The 24,933-nt window shown below is 69.6% G+C and carries 22 protein-coding genes, 4 tRNA genes and 1 pseudogene; 15 read left to right on the plus strand and 12 right to left on the minus strand.

Features of this window, described 5'->3' with window-relative positions; genetic code table 11:
- The first annotated feature begins 431 nt into the window (after nt 1–431).
- From A1QA_RS0107205 to A1QA_RS16750, 3 genes and pseudogenes are all read left to right on the plus strand, one after another.
- On the plus strand, nt 432–1,409 hold the full coding sequence (locus tag A1QA_RS0107205) for a replication-relaxation family protein (protein ID WP_154652322.1): 978 nt from the start codon (nt 432–434) through the stop codon (nt 1,407–1,409).
- A gap of 267 nt (nt 1,410–1,676) precedes the next feature.
- A complete protein-coding gene (locus tag A1QA_RS13965) occupies nt 1,677–2,375 on the plus strand; it encodes a recombinase family protein (RefSeq protein ID WP_244266114.1) in 699 nt (232 codons plus the stop codon).
- Between the two features lie 28 nt (nt 2,376–2,403).
- A pseudogene (locus A1QA_RS16750) lies at nt 2,404–3,243 on the plus strand (recombinase family protein); the annotation flags it as partial.
- A 159-nt stretch (nt 3,244–3,402) separates the two neighbouring features.
- On the opposite strand, the gene A1QA_RS16755 reads toward A1QA_RS16750, so the two are convergent.
- The 9 genes from A1QA_RS16755 to pip form a co-directional block, all read right to left on the minus strand.
- Nucleotides 3,403–3,621 (minus strand): hypothetical protein, encoded by a 219-nt coding sequence (locus A1QA_RS16755; protein WP_026048772.1) that lies wholly within the window; start codon nt 3,619–3,621, stop codon nt 3,403–3,405.
- Between the two features lie 87 nt (nt 3,622–3,708).
- Nucleotides 3,709–3,834 carry a hypothetical protein gene (locus A1QA_RS16760; protein ID WP_341858224.1) on the minus strand — a complete coding sequence of 42 codons (126 nt, stop codon included), beginning with the start codon at nt 3,832–3,834 and terminating at the stop codon, nt 3,709–3,711.
- 30 nt (nt 3,835–3,864) lie between these two features.
- On the minus strand, nt 3,865–4,017 hold the full coding sequence (locus A1QA_RS16765; RefSeq protein WP_341858225.1) for a hypothetical protein: 153 nt from the start codon (nt 4,015–4,017) through the stop codon (nt 3,865–3,867).
- A 280-nt stretch (nt 4,018–4,297) separates the two neighbouring features.
- Nucleotides 4,298–4,382, minus strand: a tRNA-Leu gene (locus tag A1QA_RS0107245).
- 92 nt (nt 4,383–4,474) lie between these two features.
- A complete protein-coding gene (bcp, locus tag A1QA_RS0107250; protein ID WP_017178247.1) occupies nt 4,475–4,951 on the minus strand; it encodes a thioredoxin-dependent thiol peroxidase in 477 nt (158 codons plus the stop codon).
- A 50-nt stretch (nt 4,952–5,001) separates the two neighbouring features.
- Nucleotides 5,002–5,169 (minus strand): hypothetical protein, encoded by a 168-nt coding sequence (locus tag A1QA_RS16180; protein ID WP_017178248.1) that lies wholly within the window; start codon nt 5,167–5,169, stop codon nt 5,002–5,004.
- Between the two features lie 363 nt (nt 5,170–5,532).
- Nucleotides 5,533–5,606: transfer RNA gene (locus A1QA_RS0107265), tRNA-Lys, on the minus strand.
- 38 nt (nt 5,607–5,644) lie between these two features.
- A tRNA-Lys gene (locus A1QA_RS0107270) sits at nt 5,645–5,718 on the minus strand.
- Between the two features lie 179 nt (nt 5,719–5,897).
- The gene (pip, locus tag A1QA_RS0107280) at nt 5,898–6,962 is read right to left on the minus strand and encodes a prolyl aminopeptidase (RefSeq protein ID WP_017178250.1); all 1,065 of its coding nucleotides are present in this window, start codon (nt 6,960–6,962) and stop codon (nt 5,898–5,900) included.
- A gap of 100 nt (nt 6,963–7,062) precedes the next feature.
- On the opposite strand from pip, the gene A1QA_RS0107285 reads away from it, so the two are divergent.
- The 5 genes from A1QA_RS0107285 (at nt 7,063) to A1QA_RS0107305 (ending at nt 10,724) form a co-directional block, all read left to right on the plus strand.
- Nucleotides 7,063–7,983 (plus strand): ATP-grasp domain-containing protein, encoded by a 921-nt coding sequence (locus A1QA_RS0107285; protein WP_026048775.1) that lies wholly within the window; start codon nt 7,063–7,065, stop codon nt 7,981–7,983.
- 32 nt (nt 7,984–8,015) lie between these two features.
- On the plus strand, nt 8,016–8,390 hold the full coding sequence (locus tag A1QA_RS0107290; RefSeq protein ID WP_017178252.1) for a YccF domain-containing protein: 375 nt from the start codon (nt 8,016–8,018) through the stop codon (nt 8,388–8,390).
- A 127-nt stretch (nt 8,391–8,517) separates the two neighbouring features.
- The gene (gene mmuM, locus A1QA_RS0107295) at nt 8,518–9,495 is read left to right on the plus strand and encodes a homocysteine S-methyltransferase (protein ID WP_043508378.1); all 978 of its coding nucleotides are present in this window, start codon (nt 8,518–8,520) and stop codon (nt 9,493–9,495) included.
- Between the two features lie 85 nt (nt 9,496–9,580).
- Nucleotides 9,581–10,099, plus strand: coding sequence for a PadR family transcriptional regulator (locus A1QA_RS0107300; protein ID WP_017178254.1), 519 nt, complete (start codon nt 9,581–9,583; stop codon nt 10,097–10,099).
- The gene (locus A1QA_RS0107305; RefSeq protein ID WP_017178255.1) at nt 10,089–10,724 is read left to right on the plus strand and encodes a GyrI-like domain-containing protein; all 636 of its coding nucleotides are present in this window, start codon (nt 10,089–10,091) and stop codon (nt 10,722–10,724) included. The genes A1QA_RS0107300 and A1QA_RS0107305 overlap by 11 nt, the downstream gene beginning before the upstream one ends.
- On the opposite strand, the gene A1QA_RS0107310 is transcribed toward A1QA_RS0107305, so the two are convergent.
- Nucleotides 10,721–13,429 (minus strand): DEAD/DEAH box helicase, encoded by a 2,709-nt coding sequence (locus A1QA_RS0107310; protein WP_026048777.1) that lies wholly within the window; start codon nt 13,427–13,429, stop codon nt 10,721–10,723. The genes A1QA_RS0107305 and A1QA_RS0107310 overlap by 4 nt on opposite strands.
- Nucleotides 13,430–13,550: 121 nt before the next feature.
- Between A1QA_RS0107310 and A1QA_RS0107315 the strand changes: the two genes are divergently transcribed.
- The 5 genes from A1QA_RS0107315 to A1QA_RS0107335 all read left to right on the plus strand — a co-directional run bounded on the left by A1QA_RS0107315 (nt 13,551) and on the right by A1QA_RS0107335 (nt 20,654).
- Nucleotides 13,551–15,089 (plus strand): alanine/glycine:cation symporter family protein, encoded by a 1,539-nt coding sequence (locus tag A1QA_RS0107315; protein ID WP_017178257.1) that lies wholly within the window; start codon nt 13,551–13,553, stop codon nt 15,087–15,089.
- Between the two features lie 19 nt (nt 15,090–15,108).
- On the plus strand, nt 15,109–16,656 hold the full coding sequence (locus A1QA_RS13970; protein WP_017178258.1) for an alanine/glycine:cation symporter family protein: 1,548 nt from the start codon (nt 15,109–15,111) through the stop codon (nt 16,654–16,656).
- Between the two features lie 11 nt (nt 16,657–16,667).
- Nucleotides 16,668–18,113 carry an alanine/glycine:cation symporter family protein gene (locus A1QA_RS13975; protein WP_017178259.1) on the plus strand — a complete coding sequence of 482 codons (1,446 nt, stop codon included), beginning with the start codon at nt 16,668–16,670 and terminating at the stop codon, nt 18,111–18,113.
- Between the two features lie 67 nt (nt 18,114–18,180).
- Nucleotides 18,181–19,734, plus strand: a complete 1,554-nt coding sequence (locus tag A1QA_RS13980; protein ID WP_425265729.1) for an alanine/glycine:cation symporter family protein — start codon at nt 18,181–18,183, stop codon at nt 19,732–19,734.
- 83 nt (nt 19,735–19,817) lie between these two features.
- Nucleotides 19,818–20,654: a fumarylacetoacetate hydrolase family protein gene (locus tag A1QA_RS0107335; protein WP_017178261.1), complete on the plus strand. Its 837-nt coding sequence runs from the start codon at nt 19,818–19,820 to the stop codon at nt 20,652–20,654.
- Between the two features lie 33 nt (nt 20,655–20,687).
- Here A1QA_RS0107335 and A1QA_RS0107340 read toward each other — a convergent pair whose 3' ends face one another.
- Nucleotides 20,688–21,920, minus strand: coding sequence for a MalY/PatB family protein (locus tag A1QA_RS0107340; RefSeq protein ID WP_017178262.1), 1,233 nt, complete (start codon nt 21,918–21,920; stop codon nt 20,688–20,690).
- Nucleotides 21,921–22,134: 214 nt separating this feature from the next.
- Here A1QA_RS0107340 and gltX point away from each other — a divergent pair, with 214 nt between their 5' ends.
- Complete coding sequence (gene gltX, locus A1QA_RS0107345) at nt 22,135–23,679, plus strand: glutamate--tRNA ligase (protein WP_017178263.1); 1,545 nt, start codon at nt 22,135–22,137, stop codon at nt 23,677–23,679.
- A gap of 131 nt (nt 23,680–23,810) precedes the next feature.
- Here the strand turns inward: gltX and A1QA_RS0107350 are convergent, their stop codons facing one another.
- Nucleotides 23,811–24,599, minus strand: coding sequence for a hypothetical protein (locus A1QA_RS0107350; protein WP_017178264.1), 789 nt, complete (start codon nt 24,597–24,599; stop codon nt 23,811–23,813).
- A 227-nt stretch (nt 24,600–24,826) separates the two neighbouring features.
- Between A1QA_RS0107350 and A1QA_RS0107355 the strand changes: the two genes are divergently transcribed.
- A tRNA-Gln gene (locus A1QA_RS0107355) sits at nt 24,827–24,898 on the plus strand.
- Nucleotides 24,899–24,933: the final 35 nt, after the last annotated feature.

The raw sequence follows: 24,933 nt of genomic DNA on the forward strand, positions 1-24,933 counted from the left end.
CTCCGCAGCGCGTTGGTGGCGCTGACGGGCCGTCCCTCAATCCGCAGGAGTGTGAAAACCGATCGCAATGAGCGGTTTTCAGCCCAGCGCAAGAGGACGGTATTCAGTGAATGCCGACCCTTACAGCGTTCCGGAGGAGGGAGGGCGGCCCGGGCAGCGCTTCAGACACCATCGGGGCTACGAAGTTCGCTGCGATGTATCGCCCCTATCTGGCCCCTGCGCTTGTCTCCACCACTGGCTTGCCGAGACGTGTCGGGAGACGAATCGCTAGACGCATCGCTGCAGCGAGCAGGTGGGGGCTATCGGCGCTGTGGTGCGGCACAGGCGCGGTTACGGGAGGCGACTGATGGCCCCGTGTGGCCATCCCATCACCACTGGCAACGGCCCCAGCCTCACGGCCCCTGGCTCGCAGCAGCGACTCGATCAACCACATGACGATCACGAAAAAGGAAACAGTCATGAACACAGCGATATCGACATCGGAATACGCGAGCGTCGAGACAGACACCGGTCTGACAGTGCCGACGTCCGCGACGACACCAACGACGATGAAGGCAGCAGCGAAGACAAAGGCAGCGAAGTCTCAGCGCCGCGCTCCGGCCCGGATTGGCCGCGCCCAGCTGCGGGCGATCGCCGAGCGGCTCGATGCCACCGATCGGGCGCTGCTGGCCCTGCTAGCGGCTCATCGCTATGCCACGACGCGCCAGCTGGCGCAGATCACCGAGCTGTCGGGGCAGTACGGTTCGGCCCGTTCGGCGCTGCGCCAGACCAGTCGGCGGCTGCGACGCCAGCACGAGCTGGGGCTGGTTGCTCACCTGGCGCGGCGGATTGGTGGTACGCGGGCCGGCTCAGCAGGGTACGTCTGGTACCTGACAGCGGCGGGGCAGCGCCTGACGAGCGAGGGGCAAGGACGCGGAGCGCGGCGGCGCGTTCAGGAGCCGTCGGCCTTGTTCCTCGCTCATACGCTGGCGATCACGCAGGCACGGGTCGTCATCGAGCAGGCGATTCACGCCGTCGGTGGGCACCTGGCCCGGCTGCGTACTGAGCCGGCCTGCTGGCGCTCCTGGCTGCGGCTCGGTGGGGCGCTGGGCTGGCTCAAGCCGGATCTGGAAGCGATCACGGCGACGGACACCGGCGCAGAAGATCACTGGCTGCTCGAGATCGACCTGGATACCGAGCATCCGGCACGGCTGCTGGCCAAGTGCCACGACTACCAGGCTCACCTGGCCAGCGGCACCTTCCAGGCTCAGCACGGCTACTACCCGCAGGTGGTCTGGCTGCTGACCAACCAAGCACGGGCAGGCCGCCTGACTGAGCAGATCGCTGCCGACCAGACGCTGACCCCGGGGCTGTTCAAGATCACCGCCGCCCCCGAACAGCTCGCCGCCCTGATCCAGCGCGGGCCATGACGCAGCGAAAACACTCCACCCGCCCTGACCTTCTCAGTGCGCTGCTTTCTCCGCACAGAGAACGTCACGGCAGAAAGAGGTGGGTGGTATCTGTGAGGAGACGAAATGGCGCAACGATGCGGCAAACCGATCATTGCGGGAATGGCGGGCGGGATTCTCGGCAATACGAAATCCGACTGGACTTTTCCGTCCATCTGAGCGTCAATAGAAAGAGGAGGAACACTAAACCAGTGAAATAGCAATATGTATGACGAGAGGAGGATGCAGATGACAAAGCAGACAACAACGAACGCACAGGAGCAGCACCCGGCGGTGCACTCCGCCGTGCCAACCGCCGCGCTGGACGGCCAGACGGCTGCTGGGCCGATCGCCATCTTCTACGGCGCGGCCCGCTACCCCTTCGAGCTGGCCCGGCAACGGGAGCTGGTGGAGGACTATGCCGACGCGATGGGCCTCAACCTGGTCACCGAGTTCCACGACCGAGAGGGGCGCCAGTACGGCCTGAAGATGCTGCTCGATGCTTGCCAGCGCGGTGGGGTCGAATACGTCATCACGGCGGGCTGGCCCACCCCCAACCTCACCACCACCGAAGCAGACAAGGTCGTCGACCAGCTCGCACAAGCCGGCACCCACCTAGTCTGCCTCAACACCTGGCACCCCGGCGACGGCACCCCACCAGCCTGGTGGAACGACGAGGAAGGTGCGTGGATGCGCCAGCTCGACGCGATGAGGGAGGAAGAGCGCAGACAGCGCCAGCGGGACAGCCAGTCCAGCCAGCCTGGTGAAACCGGTGGAGTCGATGAAGTAGATCAGGTCGGAGAGCCCGGCCAGCCCAGCGACGTCAACCAGGCCGGTGAAGTAGATGGCGGCACAGATGCCCGCGAGACGAGCAAAGCCGGCGACGCCAGCGTAACCAGCACGACCAGTCAAGCCAATGAACAGCATGAGGAGGTGCACCATGCCTGACGCACTCGCCCCCGATTCCTTCACCGCCATGGCGGCCCAGCTCACCCCCAAGCGGGCCGTCTCCTACATCCGCGTCTCCACCCGCGAGCAGGCCCAGCGCGGCGGCTCGGAGGAGGGCTTCTCCCTGCCGGCTCAGCGTGAGGCCAACAAGCGCAAGGCCCAGTCGATGGGGGCGCTGGTGGTCAAGGAGTTCGCCGACCGCGGCGAGTCCGCCCGCTCGGCTAACCGGCCCGAGCTGCAGAAGATGCTGGCCTACCTCAAAGAAGACGGTGGGATTGACTACGTCATCGTCCACAAGCTTGACCGGTTAGCACGGAACCGCGCCGATGACGTGGAGATCAACCGGGCGTTCGAGGAAGCCGGCGTCCGGCTGGTCTCCACCAGCGAGAACATCGACCAGACACCTGGCGGCATGCTGCTCCACGGCATCATGAGCAGCATCGCCGAGTTCTACAGCCGCAACCTGGCTAATGAGGTCATCAAGGGGATGGGAGAGAAAGCCAGAAACGGCGGGACGCTGGGTAAGGCGCCGCTGGGGTACATCAACGTGCGCGCCAGGGACGAGAACGGACGGGAGATCCGGACTGTGGCCCTGGATGAGGAGCGGGCACCGCTGGTGCGGCTGGCGTTTACGGAGTACGCGACCGGTAACTGGACGGTGCGGCAGCTGGCCGACCACCTCAACACCCTCGGCCTGAACATCCCACCTACGCCACGGCGCTGCGCCAAGCCCATCACGGCAACGCGCCTGCACGAGATCCTGCGCCACCCCTACTACAAGGGCATCGTCACCTTCCAGGGTGTGGAGTATGCGGGCAAGCACGAGCCGCTGGTAGATAGCCAGACCTGGCAGACCGTGCAGACCATCCTGGCCTCACGCCGCTATGGGGAGCGCCAGCGCATCCACAACCACTTCCTCAAGAGCACCGTCGTCTGCGGCCAGTGTGGGACGCGCCTGTCCGTCCAGAACGCCAAGAACAGCAAGGGCACCATCTACCCCTACTTCGTCTGCGCCCGCCGCTGCCGCCTACACGACTGCGCCTTCACCGCCGTGCTCATCGACGTCGTCGAAGACCGGATGGTTGAGCTCTACCGGGCCATTGAGCTTAGCGCGGAGGACAGAACGCAGATCGAGCGCTACCTCCATGACGAGCTGGCACAGATCGAAGGGGACAAGGCCAAGGCAGTGCGCTCCCTGACGACGCGGCGCACCAACATCGAGGACAGACGACGCCGTCTCCTCCATGCCCACTACGAAGGGGCCGTCCCCCTTGACCTGCTCAAGGAGGAACAGGCCGAGCTGTCCACCGAGCTGAACCAGATCGAGCGCCAGCTAGCCGCCTACCAGGCCGACGCCGCCGAAGTCCGCCAGCACCTCACCCAAGCCCTTGACCTTCTCGAAGACTGCCACCGCCTCTACAGCGCTGCGCCCGCCCACCTGAAGAAGCTGCTCAACCAAGTCTTCTTCCAGCGGGTGCTGGTCAACCCGCTAGTCGATGAGGAGGGACGGGTCATCTTGCCAGGCGAAGGAACGACCGACAGCGGCAAGCAGCCGGGCAAGGACGCGGGCGCACACGATGGACAGGACAGTGCCGGAGAAGAAGGAACCGGCGATGCCAGCGGGGGAGGAGTCACTCCGCATCCCGTCAACCTCGCCGACACCGGCTCCGGCACTCGCCTCAGCGCTCTGCTCACCCCACCCTTCGACCAGCTGGCCAGCCCCGGCCTGCACGCCGCCGCTCACACGCACTACCTGCAGCACCTGGGTCAGCCCGACAAGCCGACCACACCGCCCACCGCTGACGCCGCGCCCACGAGCTCCACAACACGAACAACGCTCACCCTGGTGGGTGAGCGTTGTTCATCATCCGGAACCGCATCCCAGACGCTTTCGACTGGGGTGGGTTCGGGTAAGAGCTTGTTGGTACGCGAGAAGGGACTCGAACCCTCACGCCCGAAGGCACCAGGACCTAAACCTGGGGCGTCTACCAATTCCGCCACTCGCGCTCAGGGGCGAGCCTACCCGCTCGAGCGGGCTCGCCGCGGCCCGACGGCGCGCGCCGGGCCGGTCGGACCAGTGGGCCGTCCGGGCCCTCGGGTCAGTCGATGCCGAGCTCGGCGCGCAGGCGGCCGACGTGCCCGGTGGCCTTGACGTTGTGCTTTGCCAGCAGGACCTTCCCAGCGGTGTCCACGACGACGGTCGAGCGGATGACGCCGGTGACGACGCGCCCGTAGTTCTTCTTCTCGCCCCAGGCGCCCCAGGCCTCCATGACGGCGTGCTCGGGGTCGGACAACAGCGGGAAGGGCAGGGACTGCTTCTCGGCGAAGCGGCTCAGGGCGGCGGGGGAGTCGGGGGAGATCCCGACCACCTCGTAGCCGGCGGCCCGCCAGGCCGCCAGGGAGTCGCGGAAGTCGCAGGCCTCCTTGGTGCAGCCCGGCGTCGACGCGCGGGGGTAGAAGTAGACGACGACGCCCACGCTCGCCCGCTGGCGCAGCTCGGCCAGGCCGAGCTCTCCTCCAGAGGCGTCGGTCAGCGTGAAGTCCGGGGCGGTGTCCCCGACGGCGAGGGTGCTCATGATTCGTTCCCTGTCCTCATCTTCTTGGGCGTCGTCACGGAATCGTGGCCTCAGGCGGCCAGGTCCATGGCCTCCTCGGCGGCCTGGAGGCGCTCCAGGGCCCGCTCGAGGCGGGACGGGGACGCGCTGGCGACCAAGGAGTCGACCTCGGTGCGGGCGGCGGCGAGCTCGCGCTCGGCGTCCTCGCGGGACGCGGTGATGCTGATGATGTTCGTCATTGCTCTCTCCTTCTTCTCATCTCAGCCCTTCGATAAGGGCTCCTGAATGCCGGGGCGCGGGCAGGGATGGCAGGGACCTGCTCGATGGCGCTGCCGCGCTCCGGCGGATGGTCACGGTGGGCGCGAAAGGCACAGGGCTCCCGGAGGTGTTCTCCATGGGGGAGGGCGCCTGCGCGATCGCGGCACGGCGGCGTGCGCTCGGGATTCATTCCCGCAGCGGCATCGCGCCGATCCAAACGTGGTACACCGCCAAGGACTCGAACCTTGAACCCGCTGATTAAGAGTCAGCTGCTCTACCAATTGAGCTAGCGGTGATCGGCCACTCGCGTGGCCGACGGCTCCCGGCGTTGCCGGAAGGCGTCGTACCCCCTCAGGGACTCGAACCCTGGACACCCTGATTAAGAGTCAGGTGCTCTAACCAACTGAGCTAAGGAGGCTTTTTGTGGGCGGCTCCCGGAAGGACCGGGAGGCGTCGTACCCCCTCAGGGACTCGAACCCTGGACACCCTGATTAAGAGTCAGGTGCTCTAACCAACTGAGCTAAGGAGGCATTGGATTGTCATGATCGCTAGGCGCGAGCGCTTGGCAACGGAGACAGACTGTACCTCCGGGCCGCGCCGCGAGTCCAGCCAGGAGGGGCCTGCGGGCCCCGATGTGCCTGAGATCTCAGGCTTCCAGAGGGGTCGCTTCTCCCTGCCGAGCCTGTTCTGACAGCCCGGCGAGCCCGGATCACCCGGCCAGCCCAGCCAGTTCGGTGGCGAAGCGGTCGGTGGCCCTGATGAGGGAGTCGAGCGTCTCGGGCTCGTTGAAGGCGTGGCCCGCGGTCGGGCTGATGCGCATCTCGGCCTCCGGCCAGGCGCGGTGCAGCGCCCAGGCGGTGCCGATGGGGCAGCACATGTCGTAGCGGCCCTGGACGATCACCCCGGGGATGCCGTGGTCGGCGAGGGTCCGGGCGCGGGTGAGCAGCTCGCCGTCGTCCATCCACCCGTGGTTGACGAAGTAGTGGTTCTCGATGCGCGCGAAGGTGAGGGCGAAGGCCGGGTCCTGCACCTCGTCGATGTGCTCCTGGTCGCGCAGGAGGGTGGAGGTCGCGGCCTCCCAGGTGGTCCACGCGATCGCCGCCGGGCCATGGATCGCGGGGTCCGTGCTGGTCAGGAGCTCGTGGTAGCGCTCGATGTAGCCTCCCGGGCCGACGCCGTCGCCCGCCGCCGCCGTGTACGCCTCCCACTCGTCGGGCCAGACCATGTCCGCGCCGCCCGCCTCGTAGTACCAGTCGAGCTCGCGCTGGCGCAGGGTGAAGATACCCCGCAGGACGAGGGCGGCCGCGCGCTCGGGGTGCGTGACGGCGTAGGCCAGGGCGAGCGTGGAGCCCCAGGAGCCCCCGAAGATGAGCCATGACTCGATGCCCAGGTGGGCGCGCAGGCGCTCCATGTCCTTCACGAGGTGCCAGGTGGTGTTCGCCGTGAGGTCCGCCTCCGGCTCCCAGGCGTGGGGCAGGGAGCGCCCGCAGCCGCGCTGGTCGAAGAGGATGATCCGGTACTTCGCCGGGTCGAAGCAGCGGCGGTGCGCGGGGGCGCAGCCGCCGCCGGGACCGCCGTGGACGAAGACCGCCGGGATGCCCTCCGGGTTCCCGCACTCCTCGTAGTAGATGCTCTGGCCGTCGCCCACCTCGAGCATGCCGGTGGCGTAGGGCTCGATCTCCGGGTAGAAGCCGCGCAGCGCCGACGACGGCGAGGCGCTGGTGGAGGAGGGGGAATCGGTCGGGAGGGGCAGGGTCTGCTCGGGGGCGCTCATGCCGGCATTGTGCCATTGCTGAGAGGCGCCCCCGCAGGCCTGCTGGTTCTCACAACACGGGACGCGGGACCTAGGGCCGTGCGCGCGGTACGGTGGGACCGTGAGCATGCCGATTGTGACCCTCGTGACCTCCACCGACTTCCCGGGCCTCGACGAGGACGACCGCGCCCTGCCCGACGCGCTGCGCGAGCGTGGCATCGAGCCGCGCATCGCCGTGTGGAACGAGCCGGGTATCGACTGGGGCGAATCGGACATGGTGGTCCTGCGGTCGGTGCGCGACTACGCCAAGAGCGACCGCTACGAGGACTTCATGGCGTGGACGCGCTCCGTCCCGCGCCTGGCCAACCACCCCGACGTCGTCGCCTGGAACGCGGACAAGCACTACCTGCGCCGCCTCAGCGAGCTCGGCGCGCCCATGATCCCAACCCTGTGGCTGGAGCCCGACGCCGGGTTGTCCAAGCACCAGGTGCACTGCCGTTTCCCGGCCTTCGGCGACTTCGTGGTCAAGCCGGCGATCTCCTCGGGAGGCCGTGGCACGGGCCGCTACACGGCGATCGACGCCGGATCGCGCTCCGAGGCGATCAACGACGCCATGCACCACATCTCGCGGGGCCGCACCGTCATGGTGCAGCGCTACCTCGAGGAGGTGGACCGCAGGGGCGAGCTCTCACTGGTCTACTTCAACGGCGTGCTCTCTCACGCCGTCGAGAAGGCCCCCATGCTGCATCCCTCCTTCCGCTCCACCGACGAGGTCCATGAGGAGATCGTCACCGCCCGCGAGCCCAGCGAGCAGGAGTGGCTGTGGGGCGAGCGGGTGCGCAAGGCCATCCACCAGCACATCAAGGAGCGCTCCGGGCGCGACATCCAGCTGCTGTTCAACCGGGTCGACGTCGTCGAGGACGGCCAGGGCGGCTTCTACCTCATGGAGGTCTCGCTCATCGACGCCGGCCTCTACTTGGGCTCGGCCCCTGACGCCCTCAACAACTTCGCCGACGCCATCGCCCAGCGCGTCTTCTGGTGACCGGTGTGGGGCCAGCCTGATAGGACTGTGCTATGCGCACGCTGCTCAACGTCATCTGGGTCGTCTTCGCCGGCTTCTGGCTCTGGCTCGGCTACCTCCTCGCTGGCATCGTCGCGTGCATCTTCATCATCACCATCCCCGCCGGGGTGGCCTGCTTCCGCATCGCCGGGTACGTCCTGTGGCCCTTCGGGCGTGAGGTGGTCCCGGCCCCCGGGGCCGGCGCCATGAGCGGGATCAGCAACATCATCTGGTTCCTCGTCGCCGGGCTCTGGCTGGCCATCGGTCACGTCACCACCGCCGCGGCGCAGGCCGTCACCATCATCGGGATCCCGCTGGCCGTGGCCAACATCAAGCTCATCCCCGTTACCTGCTTCCCCTTCGGCAAGCGGATCATCGAGACCCGCTAAGGTCCCTCGGGCGCCGGACCGCCAGCGGATCTCACAGGCTGACGCGGCGGGCTCGCGGTGATGTGCAACCGGGTCCATGCCTGAGACGCTACCGGTGCCGTCTCGAGCCATTCGATACCGTGTCGCAATGCGAACGCTCTCGGTATCCGCCACGTCCTTCGGGCGTGAACCGGCTCGGTTGTCTGATCTGCTGGACCGAGGTCCGGTCGTCCTCGACGGGGCGATGGGGACCGAGCTCGACGCCCGCGGGGTCGACACCCGCAACGCGCTGTGGTCGGCGCTGGCGCTCACCACGGCGCCCGACGTCGTGCGCGAGGTGCACTCCGACTACCTGGATGCGGGGGCTCGCGTCATCACCACCAACACGTACCAGGCCACGCTCCCGGCGCTGATCCGCTCCGGGCAGGATGCTGCCGGTGCGAGGGAGGTCATCGCAGCCGGCGCCCGTCTGGCCAAGGAGGCAGCGCGTCAGTTCGCCAAGGAGCACCCCGAGGAGCCGGTGCTCGTCGCCGGCGGGCTTGGACCTTATGGGGCCTATCTGGCTGATGGCAGTGAGTACACCGGCGCCTACGGCATTGATGTCCCCGAGGATCCCGGTTTCCGGGAGGTGCATCTGCCTCGCATCGAGGTCCTGGTGGGGGAGGGGGTCGACCTGTTCGCCCTGGAGACGCTTCCGCGCCTGGACGAGGCGCAGGCACTCGTCGCCATGGTGAAGGGCCTCGCTCCTCAGGCCGAGTGCTGGGTCTCCTTCCAGGTGCGCCTCGACGGCGTCACTCTTGCTGACGGTACGCCATTGGCCGAGGCGGCGGCCTGGGCTGCGCAGGAGGAGATGGTCGTCGCGGTCGGCGTCAACTGCGTGGCCCCGGGCGTCGTCGGCCGAGCGCTGCCGGTGCTGCGTGCGGCGACCGACAAACCGCTGGTGGCCTACCCCAATGTGGGCGATCTCTACGACCCGGCGACCAAGACCTGGCAGTCCACGGGCGAAGGGGCTGGGATCCCGGCGCAGGCTCCCTCCTGGATCGACGCCGGGGCGCGGCTCGTCGGCGGTTGCTGTCGCACCCGTCCGGCCCAAATCCGCGAGCTTGCTCGCGCGGTCAGCCTGTAGCAGCGCGGCCCTCCGACCTCGCCGTCCTGGTGAAGCAACTCCGTGACTGGCTTGCTCACCATTACTCTAGTGCTAGAGTAATGGCATGTCCTCCGACGCCGACATCGTTCTCCTCTCGCTCCTTGCCGAGCAGCCGCGCCATGGCTACGACCTTGACCGGGTCATCGAGCAGCGCGGCTACCGCCAGTGGACCTCCCTGGCCTTCTCCTCCGTCTACTACCTCCTCAAGCGCCTGTCAGAACGAGGACTCCTCGAGCCCGACGAAGGCTCCCAGGGGCGGCGCACCGTCTTCCGCGTGACCGAGGCCGGGCACCGTGAGCTGAGCAAGGCCGCCGGTGAACGTGTCCTCACCCCGGCCCCACCCAGCGCCGGAGTGCTCCCGGCGCTCAACGCCTACCCCCGGCTCGACGATCCCGCGCTCACGGACCTCCTCGCCCAACGCGCCGAGGCTCTCATGGTCAGGCTCGACGAGCTGCGCGCTCTGCGCGCCCAGGTCGACGAGGAGCACGCCCTGGCCATCTTCGACTACGAGATCCTGCGCCAGGAAGCGGATCTCGCCTGGACCCGAACCCTTCTCAAGAAAGCAGACAGTGATGAGGACTGACATCAAGAAGGACCGCAAGGACCTGTACCTGCCGGGAAAGGCCGATTTCACGGAGGTGGACGTACCGGCCATGACCTACCTGGCCATCGACGGCCACGGCGACCCCAACACCTCACCGGCCTACGCCACCGCGATCCAGGCGCTCTACGCGGGCGCCTACGCGATCCGCGCCGTGCTGAAGAAACGAACCGGCGACGACTTCGTCGTCGGCCCCCTGGAGGGGCTGTGGATGAGCGCAGACAATGCGGCCTTCGTTGCCGGTGACAAGGGGGAGTGGGACTGGACCATGATGATCCCCCTGCCTGAGGCGGTCTCCTCGCAGGACATCACCGAGGGGCTGGCGCAAGCGGCGCGCAAGAAGCCCGACCTTCCTGTCTCCGCCCTCAAGGAGCTCCCCCTGAATGAGGGCAGGTCGCTGCAGATCCTCCACGTGGGCACCTACAACGACGAGGCCCCCACCCTGGCGCGCCTGCACGACGAGGTCATGCCGGGCCTCGGCCTCACCTGGAACGGGCCCCACCACGAGATCTACCTCAGCGACCCCAGGCGCGTGGCACCGGAGAGGATGAAGACCGTCCTGCGCCAGCCGGTCAGGTCCGTCGCGGAGGCCAACGAGGCGGGCTAACCCTGCTGCGGCCCCACGCCCAGCAGGCGCACGACCGCGCTGCCCGCCGTGTCTGAGGCGTCGAGGTCCACCAGCGCGGTCAGCCGCCAGTCATGGTCGGACTCGGGGTCCTCGATGACCTGGGCGGCCAGCCACACGCGCCGACCGGCCGACTCGATGGCCTCAGCCAGCCGCTCCGACACGCCCGCCCTCACCAGGGCCGTCGCATCGGGCGACTCATCGAGCGGCGCCAGGGCGATGGCGCGCGCCGCGGTGTCGGTGCCGATCCAGTCGTACTCGTCCCAGTAGCGGCCCAGCGCCTCATCCCAGCGGTCCTCGCCCCAGCCCGAGGCGGCGTCCAGGCGGGCCAGGCCCTCGACGTCGTCGCGTGCCATGAGCTCGACGCGCCGGAACATCTCGCGGCGCACCGCCACCCGGAAGGCATGACGGTTGCGAGTGAAGGCCACCGTCCCGTCCTCGCCCGCGCCGAAGGCCCGCTCCACCCCGGACGAGTCATCCGCCCCGGCGCGGTCCCCGGGAACAGTCCCTGCCCCCGGCAGCTCGCCGCGCTCCGCCGCCCCCAGCGCCTCCCACTCGTCGAGCAGGGAGGAGTCGACGGCGCGCACGAGGCCGCCGAGCCAGTCGACGACCTCCTCGACCTGCTCCGTGCGGTGCTCCTCGGGGACCACCTGGCGCAGCGCCCGGTAGGCGTCCGTGAGGTAGCGCAGGAGGACGCCCTCGCTGCGCCCGAGCTCGTAGCGGGAGACGAGGTCGGAGAAGGTCATCGCGTTCTCCACCATCTCGCGCACCACGGACTTGGGGCGCAGTTCGTGCTCGGCCGTCCACGGGTTGGCCTGCTTGTACATCTCCAGGGCCGGGGCGAGCAGGTCGATGAGAGGCTGGGGCCAGGTGATCTCCTCGATAGCGGCCATCCGCTCCTCGTAGTCCATGCCCTCGGCCTTCATCGCCGCGATCGCCTCGCCACGGGCCGCCCGCTGCTGGGCGTACAGGAGCGGGCGGGGATCGTCGAGGGTCGCCTCGACGACGCTGACGACGTCCAGCGCGTGCTCCGGCGACTCGGGGTTGAGCAGATCCATGGCGGCCAGGGCGAAGGGCGCGAGCGGCTGGTTGAGGGCGAAGTCCCCGGGAAGGTCCACCGCCAGGCGCAGGCGGGGGCGCCCATCGGCGGCGGCCACGGCGCTCGGCACATGCTCCACCACGCCCGCCGTGCGCAGTGAGCGGTAGATGTCCAGGGCCCGGCGAACATGGGCCCGATGCTCGGTGGCACTCGACTGCACGCGCTCCAGGAGGCGGGCCATATGCGCCACCGGGTCCCCCGGGCGCTCCATGAGGTTGAGGATCATGGTGGTCGTCACCTGGAACTGGCTGGTGAGGGTCTCCGGGGCGGCGTCGCGCAGGCGCTCGAAGGTCTTGTCCGTCCAGTTGACCCGGCCCTCGGGGGCCTTCTTGCGCACGATCTTGCGGCGCTTGCGCTCGTCGTCGCCCGCCTTGGCCAGGGCCTTGGCGTTGAGGATGACGTGCTCGGGCGCCTGGACCGTCACATAGCCGCGCGTGTCGAAGCCAGCCCGCCCGGCGCGCCCCGCCACCTGGTGGAACTCGCGGGCGGTGAGGTGGCGCTCCTTCGCGCCGTCGAACTTCACCAGGGAGGTCATGACGACCGAGCGGATCGGCACGTTGATACCCACCCCCAGGGTGTCCGTGCCCGAGATGACACTGAGCAGCCCGGCGCGCGCGAGCCGCTCCACGAGCCTGCGGTAGCGCGGCAGCATCCCGGCGTGGTGGACGCCGATGCCCGATCGCAGCAGCTTGGACAGGGTCGCCCCGAATCCCGGGCCGAAGCGGAAGTCGCCGATGGCCTCGACCACCTCGGCCTTGCGGGCCTTGGTCAGGCCCAGGTCGACGCTGAGCAGGGAGGTGGCGCGCTCGACGGCCTCCTTCTGGGAGAAGTGGACGACGTACACGGGCGCCTTGTCCTGCCCGACGAGCCGGGTGAGCAGCTCCTCGATGGACTCCACCGAGTACTCCAGCTCCAGGGGGACCGGCCGAACCGCGTCGTCGACGACGGCGACCTCCCGGCCCGTGCGCGCCTCCATGTCCTCCACGAAGTAGGACACGTCCCCGAGCGTGGCCGACAGCAGCACCATCTGGGCCTGGGGGAGCTCGAGGAGCGGCACCTGCCAGGCCCAGCCGCGCTGCGGGTCGGCGTAGTAGTGGAACTCGTCCATGACGACGCAGTCCGTGTCCAGCTCCTCGCCCTCGCGCAGCGACTGGTTGGCCAGGATCTCCGCCGTGCAGCAGATGATGGGGGCGGCGGCGTTGATCGACGTGTCCCCGGTGACCATGCCGACGTTGTCGGCGCCGAACAGGCGCACGAGCTCGAAGAACTTCTCACTCACGAGGGCCTTGAGGGGCGCCGTGTAGTAGGAGCGCCCGCCCCGGGCGAGCGAGGCCGTGTGGGCGGCCAGCGCGATCATCGACTTGCCCGAGCCCGTGGGGGTCGCGGCGATGACGTGACGGCCCTCAAGGATCTCGCCCAGGGCCTCGTCCTGGTGCGGGTAGAGGGTGCGGCCCGTGGACTCGGCCCACTCGGTGAAGGCGAGGTAGACCTCCTCGGGCTCGGGCACGCGCTGCGGGTCATCAGCGGGGATGAGGGCATCGAGCATCGCGTTGAGCGCGGGGGCCTGGGGAGCTGGGCCGGTCGACATGGCGCCATCGTCCCACATGGGAATCAGGGCGCCCGCGGCCCAGGATCCGGCATGGCGCTTCGCGCAGGGGCCTCTTCATGAGAGCATGCCCGGCGTTCCCATACACAGCGGAAGGCGCAGCATGGACGCATTCGCGGCGAACCTCCAGCAGATCGCCGATTGGATCACCGCCCACATCACCATGTGGGTGCTGGTCGGCACGGGTCTTGCCCTGACTATCGCCACCCGGGGCGTCCAGGTCCGCCACCTGGGCTCCATGGTCCGGCAGGTACGCGGCGCGCGCAGCGGCGCCGAGGGCGGTATCTCCTCCTTCCAGGCCTTCGCGATCTCGCTGGCCGCGCGCGTGGGCATCGGCAACGTCTTCGGCGTCGCCGCCGCCCTCCTCATGGGCGGGCCCGGCGCGATCTTCTGGATGTGGGTGGTGGCGCTGGTCGGCATGGCCACCGCCTTCTTCGAGGCCACCCTCGCCCAGATCTTCAAGGTCCGCTCCGCCGACGGCGCCTTCCGCGGCGGCCCCGCCTTCTACATGACGCGGGGCATGCGCAGCCGGCCACTCGCCGTCGTCTTCTCCGTCATCTCGCTGGTCACCTGCGGGTTCATCATCACGTCGGTGCAGTCCAACTCCGTGGCAGGCACCCTGCTCGCCGCATTCGGCGCCGACGACGCCGCCCCGCTTCCCGGCGCCGGGGGCCTGACCTCCGCGCCGCTCGTCGTCGCCGCCCTCATCTTCGTCTTCACCGCGATGGTCGTCTTCGGCGGGGTGCGGGCCGTGGCGCGCGTGACCGAGTGGATGGCGCCGATCATGGCCCTCATCTACATCATCCTCGTGGCCTTCATCTGCCTGACGAACATCCACGAGTTCGTGGATGTCCTCGGCCAGATCGTGCGCGCGGCCTTCGCCCCCGAGCCCATCGCCGGTGGACTGGGAGGCGGCATCCTCGCCGCCGTCGTCAACGGCACCAAGCGCGGCCTGTTCTCCAACGAGGCCGGCCAGGGAACCGCCCCCAACGCCGCCGCGACCGCCACCGTCGCCCACCCCGTCCAGCAGGGGCTCATCCAGTCCCTCGGCGTTTTCGTGGACACGATCATCGTCTGCACGGCCACGGCCTTCGTCATCCTCATCGCCGGGCCCGAGGTCTGGTCCTCCCCGGACGCCAACCCCGCGACCCTGACCACCCTGGCCATCGCGCACGAGCTGGGCGGCTGGACCGTGGCGCCCATGGCGGTGCTCATCTTCGTGCTCGCCTACTCCTCCATCATCGCCGCCTACGTCTACTCCGATGTCAACATGGAGTACCTCGTGGGGCCCCGGCGCTGGGCGAGCTGGACGGTGCGCGTGCTCTCCGTGGTCTCCGCCTCCGCCGGCGCCATCCTCACCCTCGACGTCGTGTGGAACGCCGTCGACATCGCCATGGCGGTCATGACCCTCACCAACCTCGTGGCCCTGCTCTGGCTCATCCGCTGGGGCACGGGAGCCCTGCGCGACTACGAGGCCCAGATCCGCGCGGGCGTCGCCGAGCCTGTCTTCGTGGGCCGCGCCAACCCCCACCTGCCCGGGGATGTCCCCGGCGACGTGTGGGCCTCTCCCGACGACGCCGCCCCCCACGACCCCCGAACGACCCAGCCTGCCGCCTCCACAGGCGCCGAGCACTGTTCCTGACCAGCGAAGAGGAATCATGATGACCCCCGTCCCGCTCACCGCACCGACAGCCCTGCCCGCGGCCACGCTCGCCGAGCAGCTCGGCCAGGTCGACGACTTCCTCTACACCTATGTGCTCGCCGCGCTGCTCATCGCCGTCGGCCTGTACCTGACGATCCGGACCCGTGCCGTGCAGGCCCGGCACTTCGGGACCATGGTGCGCGCGCTCACCCGCTCGCGCGGCGACGCCGAGGGCGGGATCTCCTCCTTCCAGGCCTTCGCCGTCGGCCTGGCCGCGCGCGTGGGCATCGGCAACATCGCCGGAGTCGCCATCGCCGTCCTCATGGGCGGGCCCGGGGCGCTGCTGTGGATGTGGGTCGTCGCGCTCATCGGCATGGCCACCGCCTTCATCGAGTCGACCCTCGCGCAGATCTTCAAGGAGCGCGGCCGCGACTTCACCTTCCGCGGAGGGCCCGCCTACTACATCAAGAACGGCCTGGGCTCGCGGGCCTGGGGCGGTGTCTTCGCCATCCTGTGCATCATCTCCGTGGGCATCACCGTCGTCATGGTGCAGACCAACTCCCTGGCCGGCGTCATCAACGCCACCGTCCCGTCCGTGGCGCCCTGGATGGTCGGCGTCTTCCTCATCATGCTCACCGGGCCCGTCGTCCTGGGCGGCCTGAAGTCCGTCGCCCGGATCACCGAGTGGATGGCGCCCGTCATGGCGCTCATCTACGTGCTCACGACCATCGTCGTCCTGGCGATGAACATCACCGAGATCCCCGGCGTCCTGCGCTCCATCGTCTGGGGGGCCTTCGGCGCCGACCAGGCCCTGTACGGCGTGGCCGGCGGGATCGTCGCCGCGGTCCTCAACGGTGTGCGCCGAGGCCTGTTCTCCAACGAGGCGGGCCTGGGGACCGTGCCCAACGCCGCGGGCACCGCCACCACCACCCACCCGGTGCGCCAGGGCCTCATCCAGTCTTTCGGCGTCTTCATCGACACGATCCTCGTGTGCACCGCCACCGGCCTGCTCATCCTGCTGGCCACCGACACCTACGCCCCCGGCACCTACACGGCGGACAACGCCAAGGGCATCGGGGCCGTCCTCACCCAGGAGGCCGTCGCCGAGCACCTGGGGGCCTGGACCACCTGGCCGATGGTCGTCCTCATCTTCGTCCTCGTCTTCTCCACGGTGCTCGGCTGCTACTCCTACTCGCAGGTCAACGTCAACTACCTGGGTGGGCAGCACCGCGCCGAGCAGGTCTTCGGCCTCACCCTCACCGCCGCCGCCTTCGCCGGCACCATCCTGGACCTGCCCGTGGTGTGGGCCCTGGCCGACATCGCCCTCGGGCTGCTCGGCCTGCTCAACCTCGCGGTCATCGTCCGCCTCGCCCCCTGGGCCCTGGGAGCCCTGAGGGACTTCGACGCCCAACTGCGCGAGGGCCGCGCCCCGGTGTTCGTCGGCCGCGCCAACCCCCACCTGCCCGGCGATCTTCCCGCGGGCGTCTGGGATGGGGACACGACGGCGCCCGGCGCCCCTGCCGCTGAAATCCCCACGCCCGGCGCGCCCGCCGCTGGTCGGCGCTGAGAGGAGCCACCATGACCACCCTCAACACCATCCTCGGCCAGGTCTCCGACTTCCTCTACTCCACCTTCCTCGTCTGGCTCCTCATCGGGGCGGGGCTCTACTTCACGATCCGCACCCGCGGCGTGCAGCTGCGCCACAGCGTCCCGATCGCCCGCTCCATGATCGGCTCCCGGGCGAGCGGGGGGCGCTCCCTGTCCTCCTTCCAGGCCTTCGCCGTCGGGCTGGCCTGCCGCGTGGGCACTGGCAACATCGTCGGCGTCGCCCTGGCCCTCATCCTCGGGGGCCCGGGCGCTATCTTCTGGATGTGGGTGGTGGCCCTGCTCGGCACGGCCACGGCCTTCACCGAGTCCACCCTCGCGCAGGTCCTCAAGATCCGCCACCACGACGGCAGCTTCAGGGGCGGGCCGCCCTACTACATCGCCAAGGGACTGCGCCTGCCCTGGCTCGGCGCGATCTTCGCCGTCTTCTTCCTGGCCGCCAACGGGCTGTCGATGCCCCTGGTCCAGTCCAACGCGGTGGCTGGCGCGCTCGCCGCGGCGGGTGACGTCCCCGTGTGGGGCAGCGCCCTCATCGTCGTCGCGCTCACCGCCCCGGTGCTGCTCGGCGGCCTCAAGGCCATCGGCCGCGTCGCCGAGATCCTCGCCCCGCTCATGGCCGCCGCCTACCTGCTGGCCGTCCTCGGCATCGTCGTGACCCACCCGGCGGCCTCCGGCCACGCCCTCGTGGAGATCATCGAGGGCGCCTTCGGCCTGCGGGCCGGGCTCGCGGGCCTCGCCGGCGGGGTCACCCAGGCGATCCTCAACGGCGTGCGCCGCGGCCTGTTCTCCAACGAGGCCGGCCTGGGAGGCGCCGCCTGCGCCTCCGGCTCCGCCGCCGTGCGCCACCCCGTCCAGCAGGGCCTTATCCAGGCGCTCGGCGTCGTCATCGACACGATCTTCGTGTGCACGGCCACCGCCCTGGCGATCCTCATCGCCGGCGACGCCGTCTACGCCCCCGGCCTCACCGGCAAGGACGTGGCCGGCTCGCTCACCCAGGACGCCATCGCGCTCCTCGTGGGGGAGTGGACGCGCTGGCCCATGGCGATCCTCATCGTCGTCCTGGCCTACACGACGATCATCGGGGCCTTCTCCTACGCCCAGGTCTGCCTCGACTACCTCACCGAGAACCGGTGGGTGTCCAAGGCCCTCCAGTGCGCCGCCGTCGCCTGCGCCGCCCTCGGAGCCTTCCAGGCCCTGACCACGGTATGGACGCTGGCCGACATCCTGCTGGGCCTCGGGGCCATCATCAACCTCGTGGCGCTCGTGCTGCTCATCCGCTGGGTGCTCGGCGCCCTGCGCGACTGGGAGGCCCAGCGCCGCCAGGGCGTCGATCCCGTGTTCATCGGCCACGGCAACCCGCTCCTGCCCGGGGACACCAACGACGGAGTCTGGGAGGCCGCCCCGACGGCCCAGCCATGACACAGCCGGGTAACACGCCGGGCCTAGGCTCCTCGAGTCCCACCCCCGGCTTCTGGAGGTTATTCCCTTGACCCACCCTGTCCCCGCGTTGACGGCGGTGCTGCCCACGGGCGCGCTCGACGACGCCACCAAGACCCTCGGAGACATCTCCGACCAGTTCTACGCCGGCTTCCTCGCCTGGGCGCTCATCGCCGTCGGCCTCTACTTCACCATCCGCAGCCGCGCGGTGCAGTTCAGGCTCTTCCCCGAGATGGTTCGCACAGTCTTCGGATCGCGGGGCAACGCCGAGGGCGGTATCTCCTCCTTCCAGGCCTTCACCATCGGCCTGGCCAGCCGCGTGGGCACCGGCAACATCGTCGGCGTCGCCATCGCCATCACGCTGGGCGGGCCGGGCGCGATTTTCTGGATGTGGGTGGTGGCGCTGGTCGGCATGGCCACCGGCTTCATCGAGTCCACCCTCGCCCAGATGTTCAAGGTCCCCGCCGCCGACGGCACCTTCCGAGGAGGCCCCGCCTACTACATCACCCGCGGCCTCGGCTCGCGCGCCTGGGGCAGCGTCTTCGCCGTCGTCATCACCTTCGTCTTCGGCTTCGCCTACGAGGCCACCCAGGCCAACACGATCGCCGGCCAGATCGGCGGTCTGCTGGAGTCCCGCGGGCACTCGGTGGAGCCCTGGATCATCGGCGCGGTGCTCGTCGCCCTCACCGCCCCCATCGTCTTCAAGGGGATTAAGCGCGTGGCCCACGTGGCCGAGTGGATGGCGCCGATCATGGCGCTCATCTACGCGCTGCTGGCCATCGTCATCCTCGTCCTGCACGCGACCGCCATCCCCGGCACCTTCAAGGCGATCTTCGAGGGCGCCTTCGGCCTCAACGCCACCTTCGCCGGCATCAGTGGCGGGCTCTACGCGGCGGCCATCAACGGCATCAAGCGGGGCCTGTTCTCCAACGAGGCCGGTGAGGGCTCCGTGCCGAACGCCGCGGCGACGGCCACCACCTCCCACCCCGTCAAGCAGGGCTTCATCCAGTCCATGGGCGTCTTCGTCGACACCATCATCGTGTGCACCGCGACCGCGCTCATCGTCATGCTCTCCGGCCTCTACGACTCCGCCGCCAACCTGGCCAGCCCGGAGGCCGTCGAAGCCGCCGACGCCGCGAAGAAGACCCTCACCTCCGACTCCGTCGCCCACGTCCTGGGTGACTGGAGCCAGTACCTCATGGTCGTCATCATCTTCGTGTTCGCCTACTCCTCACTCCTGGGCAACTACACCTACGCGGAGATCAACGTCGACTTCCTTCGCGGCTCGCGCTCCAACCACACCTGGCTGCGCCTCATGATCCTCGTGGCCACGTTCGTCGGGGCCGTCGCCTCCCTCGACTTCGTGTGGAACCTGTCCGATCTCGCTATGGGCGCGATGGCAGTCATCAACATCGTCGCTATCACCCTGCTCGGCAAATGGGCCTTCGGCGCCCTGCGCGACTGGGAGGCCCAGAACCGCGAGCTGCGGGCGGGGCAGCGCGATGAGATCCGCTTCGTCGGCGAGAACAACCCCTACCTGCCCGGCGACCTGCCCGGTGAGGTCTGGGCCCCGCGCGAGGAGGAGCCCGCCACGCGGGCCTGAGCCGCGGACTCGCCGAGCGGGGGCCGGGGGAGCGGCACGGGGAACCGTGATCGCGCCCCGGCCCCCGCCGGTAGTCTGGGCGCATGAAGATCGCGCGATTCTCCACCGGTGATGAGCCCCGCTACGGCATCGTCCAGGGCCTGGACGACGCCGAGGCCGTGCCCACGGGCGAGTCCGAGGGCCACCTGCTCGTCCTCAAGGGCGACCCCCTCTTCTCCGTGCCCGAGGCCACCGGCGAGGTCGTTGAGCTCGGCGAGGCACGGCTCCTCGCCCCCGTCATCCCCCGCTCCAAGGTGGTGGCGATCGGCAAGAACTACGCCGCCCATGCCGCCGAGATGGTCGGCGGCATGGACGGCGCCGTCCCGGAGACCCCGATCATCTTCCTCAAGCCGAACACGGCCGTCATCGGCCCGGACGCCCCCATCGTCCTGCCAGCATGGAGCGAGGAGGTTCACTACGAGGCCGAGCTCGCCGTCGTCATCAAGCGCATCGCCAAGGACCTCTCCCCGCAGGACGCCCACCGCGTGATCCTGGGATACACGGTCGCCAACGACGTCTCCGCCCGGGACCGCCAGCGCGCCGAGCCGCAGTGGGTGCGCGCCAAGGCCTTCGACACCTCCTGCCCGCTGGGCCCCTGGCTCGAGATCCCCGAGCCCGGCGACGAGCGCGCCTTCGACCCCTCGCATGCCACCGTGCGCGCCAGGCTCGACGGCGAGACTGTCCAGGAGGGCAGCACGGCGGACATGATCCTGGGGATCGAGGAGCTCGTCGCCTACGCCTCGACGATCTTCACCCTCCTGCCCGGCGACGTCATCCTCACCGGCACGCCCGCCGGCGTCGGCGAGATCCGCGCCGGCCAGCGCGTGGGCGTCGAGGTCGAGGGCATCGGCGGCTTCACCAACCCCGTCGTGCGCCGCTGAGGCCGCCGCCCCCTGGCCGACGAGGCCGACGGGTCAGGCGAGGGCGGCGGTGATGCGATCGGCGATCTCGTCGGCGATGCCGCGGCCGGTGGCCAGGTTGAGGCGGCAGAACGCGGCGTAGTCGGCGCCGAAGGTCGCGCCGTCGTTCATATCCACACCCGCCTCGCGCGCGAGGAAGTCGAAGGGCGCGCCGGTGATCCGGCCATCGGCCACAGCCCCCGAGAAGTCCACCCATGCCAGGTAGGTGGCCTCCGGCATGACGACCGACACGCCCTCGATCCCGTTCAGGCGGCCCGTGACGGCCTCCAGCGTGCCGCGCAGGTACTCGCGCACCGCAGCGTTCCACTCCCGACCCTCCGAGACGGCCGCCGTCGTGGCGAGCACCCCCAGGATCGAGGCGCCCTCGGGCAGGCCGGAGCAGACCGGGTCGGCGTCGAAGCGCGCGCGGGCCTCGCCGGAGGCGATGAGCTGGGCGCAGCGCAGGCCCGGGATGTTCCAGCCCTTCGAGGCCGCCGTCGCCGTGAAGGTGAGGGCGGCCTCGGCCCCCGGGCGCGAGGCGTAGGCGGTGTGCCGGGCCCCGCCGGGCAGTACGAGCGGGGAGTGGATCTCGTCGGAGAAGACGATGACGCCGTACTTGCTCGACAGCGCCGCGATGGCGTCGAGCTCGTCGGCGCTCAGCACCCGGCCCACCGGGTTCCACGGGTTGCACAGGATGAGCAGGCCGGCCCCGGCCGCCATCGCGGCCTCGATGCCGTCGAGGTCCAGGGACCAGGCGGGGGACGAGACGCCGTCGCCCCGGATCGCGGGCACCTCGATGGCCTCGCGGTCCAGGAGCCCCGGGATCGTGAGGAACGGAATATAGGCCGGGGTGGGGACGATGACCGGCGAGCCCGGGCGGGTCAGGCGCCCGATGACCACCTTCAGCGAGGAGAGCACGTCCGGCAGCAGGCTCATGTCACCCTCCGGGATGTCCCAGCCGAAGGCGTCGCGGTGGAAGTCGATGACCGCCGCGCGGCAGGCCTCCCAGGCGGGCGGGGGCATGTAGCCGAAACGGGCGTCGTCGACGGCGCGGTGCAGGGCCTCCGTCACCGCCGGGGCGGTGCCCAGGTCCATCTCCGCCACCCACGCCGAGATCGCCGGCCCGGGCCTCCTCGTCCACTTCATCGAGCCCTTGGCGCGCACCTGCTGCGGTGTCAGGGCGTCGAAGGCGGCGAAGAGGTCCGTGGAGGACGGGACGGGGGAGGGGAGAGAAGATGGCTGAGTCATGGAGCGAATCATATGGAGGGCGCGCCGGCTCCCGGTGCCGCGGCGGATGCGCCCCGGCCGCCCTCAGCCCGCTCCGCCGGCCGCCGGGGTGGTGCCGCTCTGAGAGCCAGTGTCATCCATGCTGGCGGGGCCCGAGCGACCCAGCCAGGTCGCCCCTATGAGCTCGTCGCGCTCGGAGTCGCTGTAGGCGCTCGCGGGCTAGGCTTGGCCCATCATGACTGACACCGCCACGCCCTGCCCCATCCGCGTCCGCTTCTGCCCGTCCCCCACGGGCACGCCCCACGTCGGCATGGTCCGCACCTGCCTGTTCAACTGGGCTCATGCCCGCCACACCGGCGGCACCTTCGTCTTCCGCATCGAGGACACCGACGCCGCGCGCGACTCCGAGGAGTCCTTCAACGCCATCCTCGACTCGCTGACCTGGCTGGGCCTCGACTGGGACGAGGGCGTGGGCAAGGGCGGCCCCCACGAGCCCTACCGGCAGTCCCAGCGCATGGACCTCTACCGCCAGGTGGCCGCCGAGCTGCTCGAGGCCGGCTACCTCTACGAGTCCTACTCCACCCCCGAGGAGATCGAGGCCCGCCATCGCGCCGCTGGGCGCGACCCCAAGCTCGGCTACGACGGCTTCGACCGGGACCTGACCGAGGAGGCGCGGGCCGCCTTCCGCGCCGAGGGCCGCAAGCCCGTGCTGCGCATGCGCATGCCCGACGAGGACGTGACCTTCACCGACCTCGTGCGCGGCCCCATCACCTTCAAGGCCGGGTCCGTGCCCGACTACGTCGTCGTGCGCGCCGGAGGGGACCCGCTCTACACGCTCGTCAACCCCGTCGACGACGCCGCCATGGGCATCACCCATGTGCTGCGCGGCGAGGACCTGCTGTCCTCCACGCCCCGCCAGATCGTCCTGTACCGGGCCCTCATCGCGATCGGCCGCGCGCAGTCCGTGCCGGAGTTCGGCCACCTGCCCTACGTCATGGGGGAGGGCAACAAGAAGCTCTCCAAGCGGGACCCCGAGTCCAACCTCCTCATCCACCGCCACCGCGGCATGATCCCCGAGGGCCTGCTCAACTACCTCGCGCTGCTCGGATGGTCCCTGAGCAAGGACGAGGACGTCTTCACCCCCGCCCAGCTCGTCGAGCACTTCGACATCCACGACGTCAACCCCAACCCCGCCCGCTTCGACCCCAAGAAGTGCGAGGCGATCAACGCCGAGCACGTGCGGCGCCTGGAGGCCTCCGACTTCCGCGACCGCCTCGTGCCCTACCTGCGCGACGTCTACCCGGATCCCGCCGACCCGGCCTGGCAGGCCCGCCCTCTCGTGTCCGCCCCCTCCTTCGGCGAGCTGGGCGAGCGCGAGCAGGAGATCCTCACCGCGGCCGCCCCCCTCATCCAGACCCGCATCCAGCTGCTGCGGGAGAGCCGCGACATGCTCGGCTTCCTCTTCGTGGACGACGACGCCCTCGCCGTCGACGACAAGGCCGTGGCCAAGCTCAAGGACTCCGCCCCCGCCGTGCTCGACGCCGCCATCGCCGCGCTGGAGGCCCTCGGCCCCGAGGAGTGGACGACGCCGCGCCTCGAGGAGGTGCTGCGCGCCGCCATCGTCGATGGCATGGGCATCAAGCCGCGCCTCGCCTTCGGGCCGCTGCGGGTGGCCGCCACCGGCCGCCAGGTCTCCCCGCCGCTGTTCGAGTCCATGGAGATCCTCGGCGCCGACTCCTCCCTCACCCGCCTGCGCGCCCTGAGGGCGCGCCTCGCCTGAGGCGCTGAGCGCGCTGGCAACGGCGCAGAGAACGTGGAGAACTCAGTGCCGTGAACGGCCGCGCCGCCGCCCCCTGTCGCCGCAGGGGATGGCGGCGCGGTTGTCATCGCCGCCCCGGGCGCCGCGGGCCCTCACAGGTCGGGGGAGTCCATCCCCTCGATGCGGATGCCGCCCAGGATCGTGTGCCACTGGTCGACGGAGATCTCATGGCCCGACTCGCAGCCGATCCACACATCGAAGCGCAGGCCTGCCCCGCCCACGACCCGTGAGAAGTGGTAGCCGGTGAGTTCGCGCTGGCTCCACACCGTGGAGTCGGTAGTGCCCGTCCAATGCGCCGAGTAGCCGGCCATGATGCCGCCGTCGTCCTTGACCAGCTCGACCTGCTCCGGCTTGTCGCTCTCGAAGTTGTAGACGATGGGCTCGGCGCGGCTCGCCCGGTTGTAGCTGTAGGTGTCGTCGTCGAACTGGGCGTTGTGGTAAGTGCCGCTGATATCCCTGTTGACGTAGCCCGAGCAGTAGCCGTCATAGGTGCGGTAGCCCTCGAGGTTGCCCTGGTCGGAGACGCTGTCCTGCTTGGTGATGGAGTCGTCCTGGTACCAGACGGAGTAGTCGTCGTTGTAGAACTTCAGCGCTGGAGGCGTCCATGTGGCGTCGGGGTTGGAGCCCGGGTTGAGGGTGGGGCGGTCTCCAGGCGTCTCCTGGGAGTGGATCTGGGGAGGATCCACTTCGGCGAGCGTCGGCCGGGCGGCGGGCGTCTCCGACGTCGTCGGCTCCTGGGCGGGGCCGGCCTGGGAGCTCTTCCCGGAGTCGGAGCATGAGGCGAGGGCGAGCGGCAGGCTCAGGCACGCGGCGGCGACGATGGCCCGGGCCAGGAGTGGCTTGCCGCCGGGGCCGCGGGTGGGGGACGTGTGGGGAGTCATCGGTACCTCCGGGACCGAGGGGGAAGGATCCCTTCGATTCTAAGGAATCGCGCACGGGGAAGGCGCCGTGCGCGATGGTGAGGGCTGCCCGGCTCCGAGTCGCCGCCAGCGCTCCCGTGCGAGCCCTGTGGTGGCGTTCACGCGCCCACGATTCGACAGGATGGAGGAGCCCGTGTAGATTTCTTCCCGCTGCCCCGATCGGCTCGCCGGTCTGGGGTCACCTGCTTTGGGGTATGGTGTAATTGGCAACACAGGTGATTCTGGTTCATCCATTCTAGGTTCGAGTCCTGGTACCCCAGCGGAGAGCGCGAGCTCACCACACAGTTGAAGAACT

Origin of the sequence: Actinomyces timonensis DSM 23838, from assembly GCF_000295095.1 — a bacterium.
Classification (GTDB): Bacteria; Actinomycetota; Actinomycetes; order Actinomycetales; family Actinomycetaceae; genus Actinomyces; species Actinomyces timonensis.

What these genes read in the sequence shown, in the direction of transcription:
- A1QA_RS0107205 (WP_154652322.1), top strand. Translation starts at nt 432, where the DNA reads ATGACGATCACGAAAAAGGAAACAGTCATGAACACAGCGATATCGACA.
- A1QA_RS13965 (WP_244266114.1), top strand. Translation starts at nt 1,677, where the DNA reads ATGACAAAGCAGACAACAACGAACGCACAGGAGCAGCACCCGGCGGTG.
- A1QA_RS16755 (WP_026048772.1), bottom strand. Translation starts at nt 3,621, where the DNA reads ATGGAGGAGACGGCGTCGTCTGTCCTCGATGTTGGTGCGCCGCGTCGT.
- A1QA_RS16765 (WP_341858225.1), bottom strand. Translation starts at nt 4,017, where the DNA reads ATGCGGAGTGACTCCTCCCCCGCTGGCATCGCCGGTTCCTTCTTCTCC.
- bcp (WP_017178247.1), bottom strand. Translation starts at nt 4,951, where the DNA reads ATGAGCACCCTCGCCGTCGGGGACACCGCCCCGGACTTCACGCTGACC.
- A1QA_RS16180 (WP_017178248.1), bottom strand. Translation starts at nt 5,169, where the DNA reads ATGACGAACATCATCAGCATCACCGCGTCCCGCGAGGACGCCGAGCGC.
- pip (WP_017178250.1), bottom strand. Translation starts at nt 6,962, where the DNA reads ATGAGCGCCCCCGAGCAGACCCTGCCCCTCCCGACCGATTCCCCCTCC.
- A1QA_RS0107290 (WP_017178252.1), top strand. Translation starts at nt 8,016, where the DNA reads ATGCGCACGCTGCTCAACGTCATCTGGGTCGTCTTCGCCGGCTTCTGG.
- mmuM (WP_043508378.1), top strand. Translation starts at nt 8,518, where the DNA reads ATGCGAACGCTCTCGGTATCCGCCACGTCCTTCGGGCGTGAACCGGCT.
- A1QA_RS0107300 (WP_017178254.1), top strand. Translation starts at nt 9,581, where the DNA reads ATGTCCTCCGACGCCGACATCGTTCTCCTCTCGCTCCTTGCCGAGCAG.
- A1QA_RS0107305 (WP_017178255.1), top strand. Translation starts at nt 10,089, where the DNA reads ATGAGGACTGACATCAAGAAGGACCGCAAGGACCTGTACCTGCCGGGA.
- A1QA_RS0107310 (WP_026048777.1), bottom strand. Translation starts at nt 13,429, where the DNA reads ATGTCGACCGGCCCAGCTCCCCAGGCCCCCGCGCTCAACGCGATGCTC.
- A1QA_RS0107315 (WP_017178257.1), top strand. Translation starts at nt 13,551, where the DNA reads ATGGACGCATTCGCGGCGAACCTCCAGCAGATCGCCGATTGGATCACC.
- A1QA_RS13970 (WP_017178258.1), top strand. Translation starts at nt 15,109, where the DNA reads ATGACCCCCGTCCCGCTCACCGCACCGACAGCCCTGCCCGCGGCCACG.
- A1QA_RS13975 (WP_017178259.1), top strand. Translation starts at nt 16,668, where the DNA reads ATGACCACCCTCAACACCATCCTCGGCCAGGTCTCCGACTTCCTCTAC.
- A1QA_RS0107335 (WP_017178261.1), top strand. Translation starts at nt 19,818, where the DNA reads ATGAAGATCGCGCGATTCTCCACCGGTGATGAGCCCCGCTACGGCATC.
- A1QA_RS0107340 (WP_017178262.1), bottom strand. Translation starts at nt 21,920, where the DNA reads ATGACTCAGCCATCTTCTCTCCCCTCCCCCGTCCCGTCCTCCACGGAC.
- gltX (WP_017178263.1), top strand. Translation starts at nt 22,135, where the DNA reads ATGACTGACACCGCCACGCCCTGCCCCATCCGCGTCCGCTTCTGCCCG.
- A1QA_RS0107350 (WP_017178264.1), bottom strand. Translation starts at nt 24,599, where the DNA reads ATGACTCCCCACACGTCCCCCACCCGCGGCCCCGGCGGCAAGCCACTC.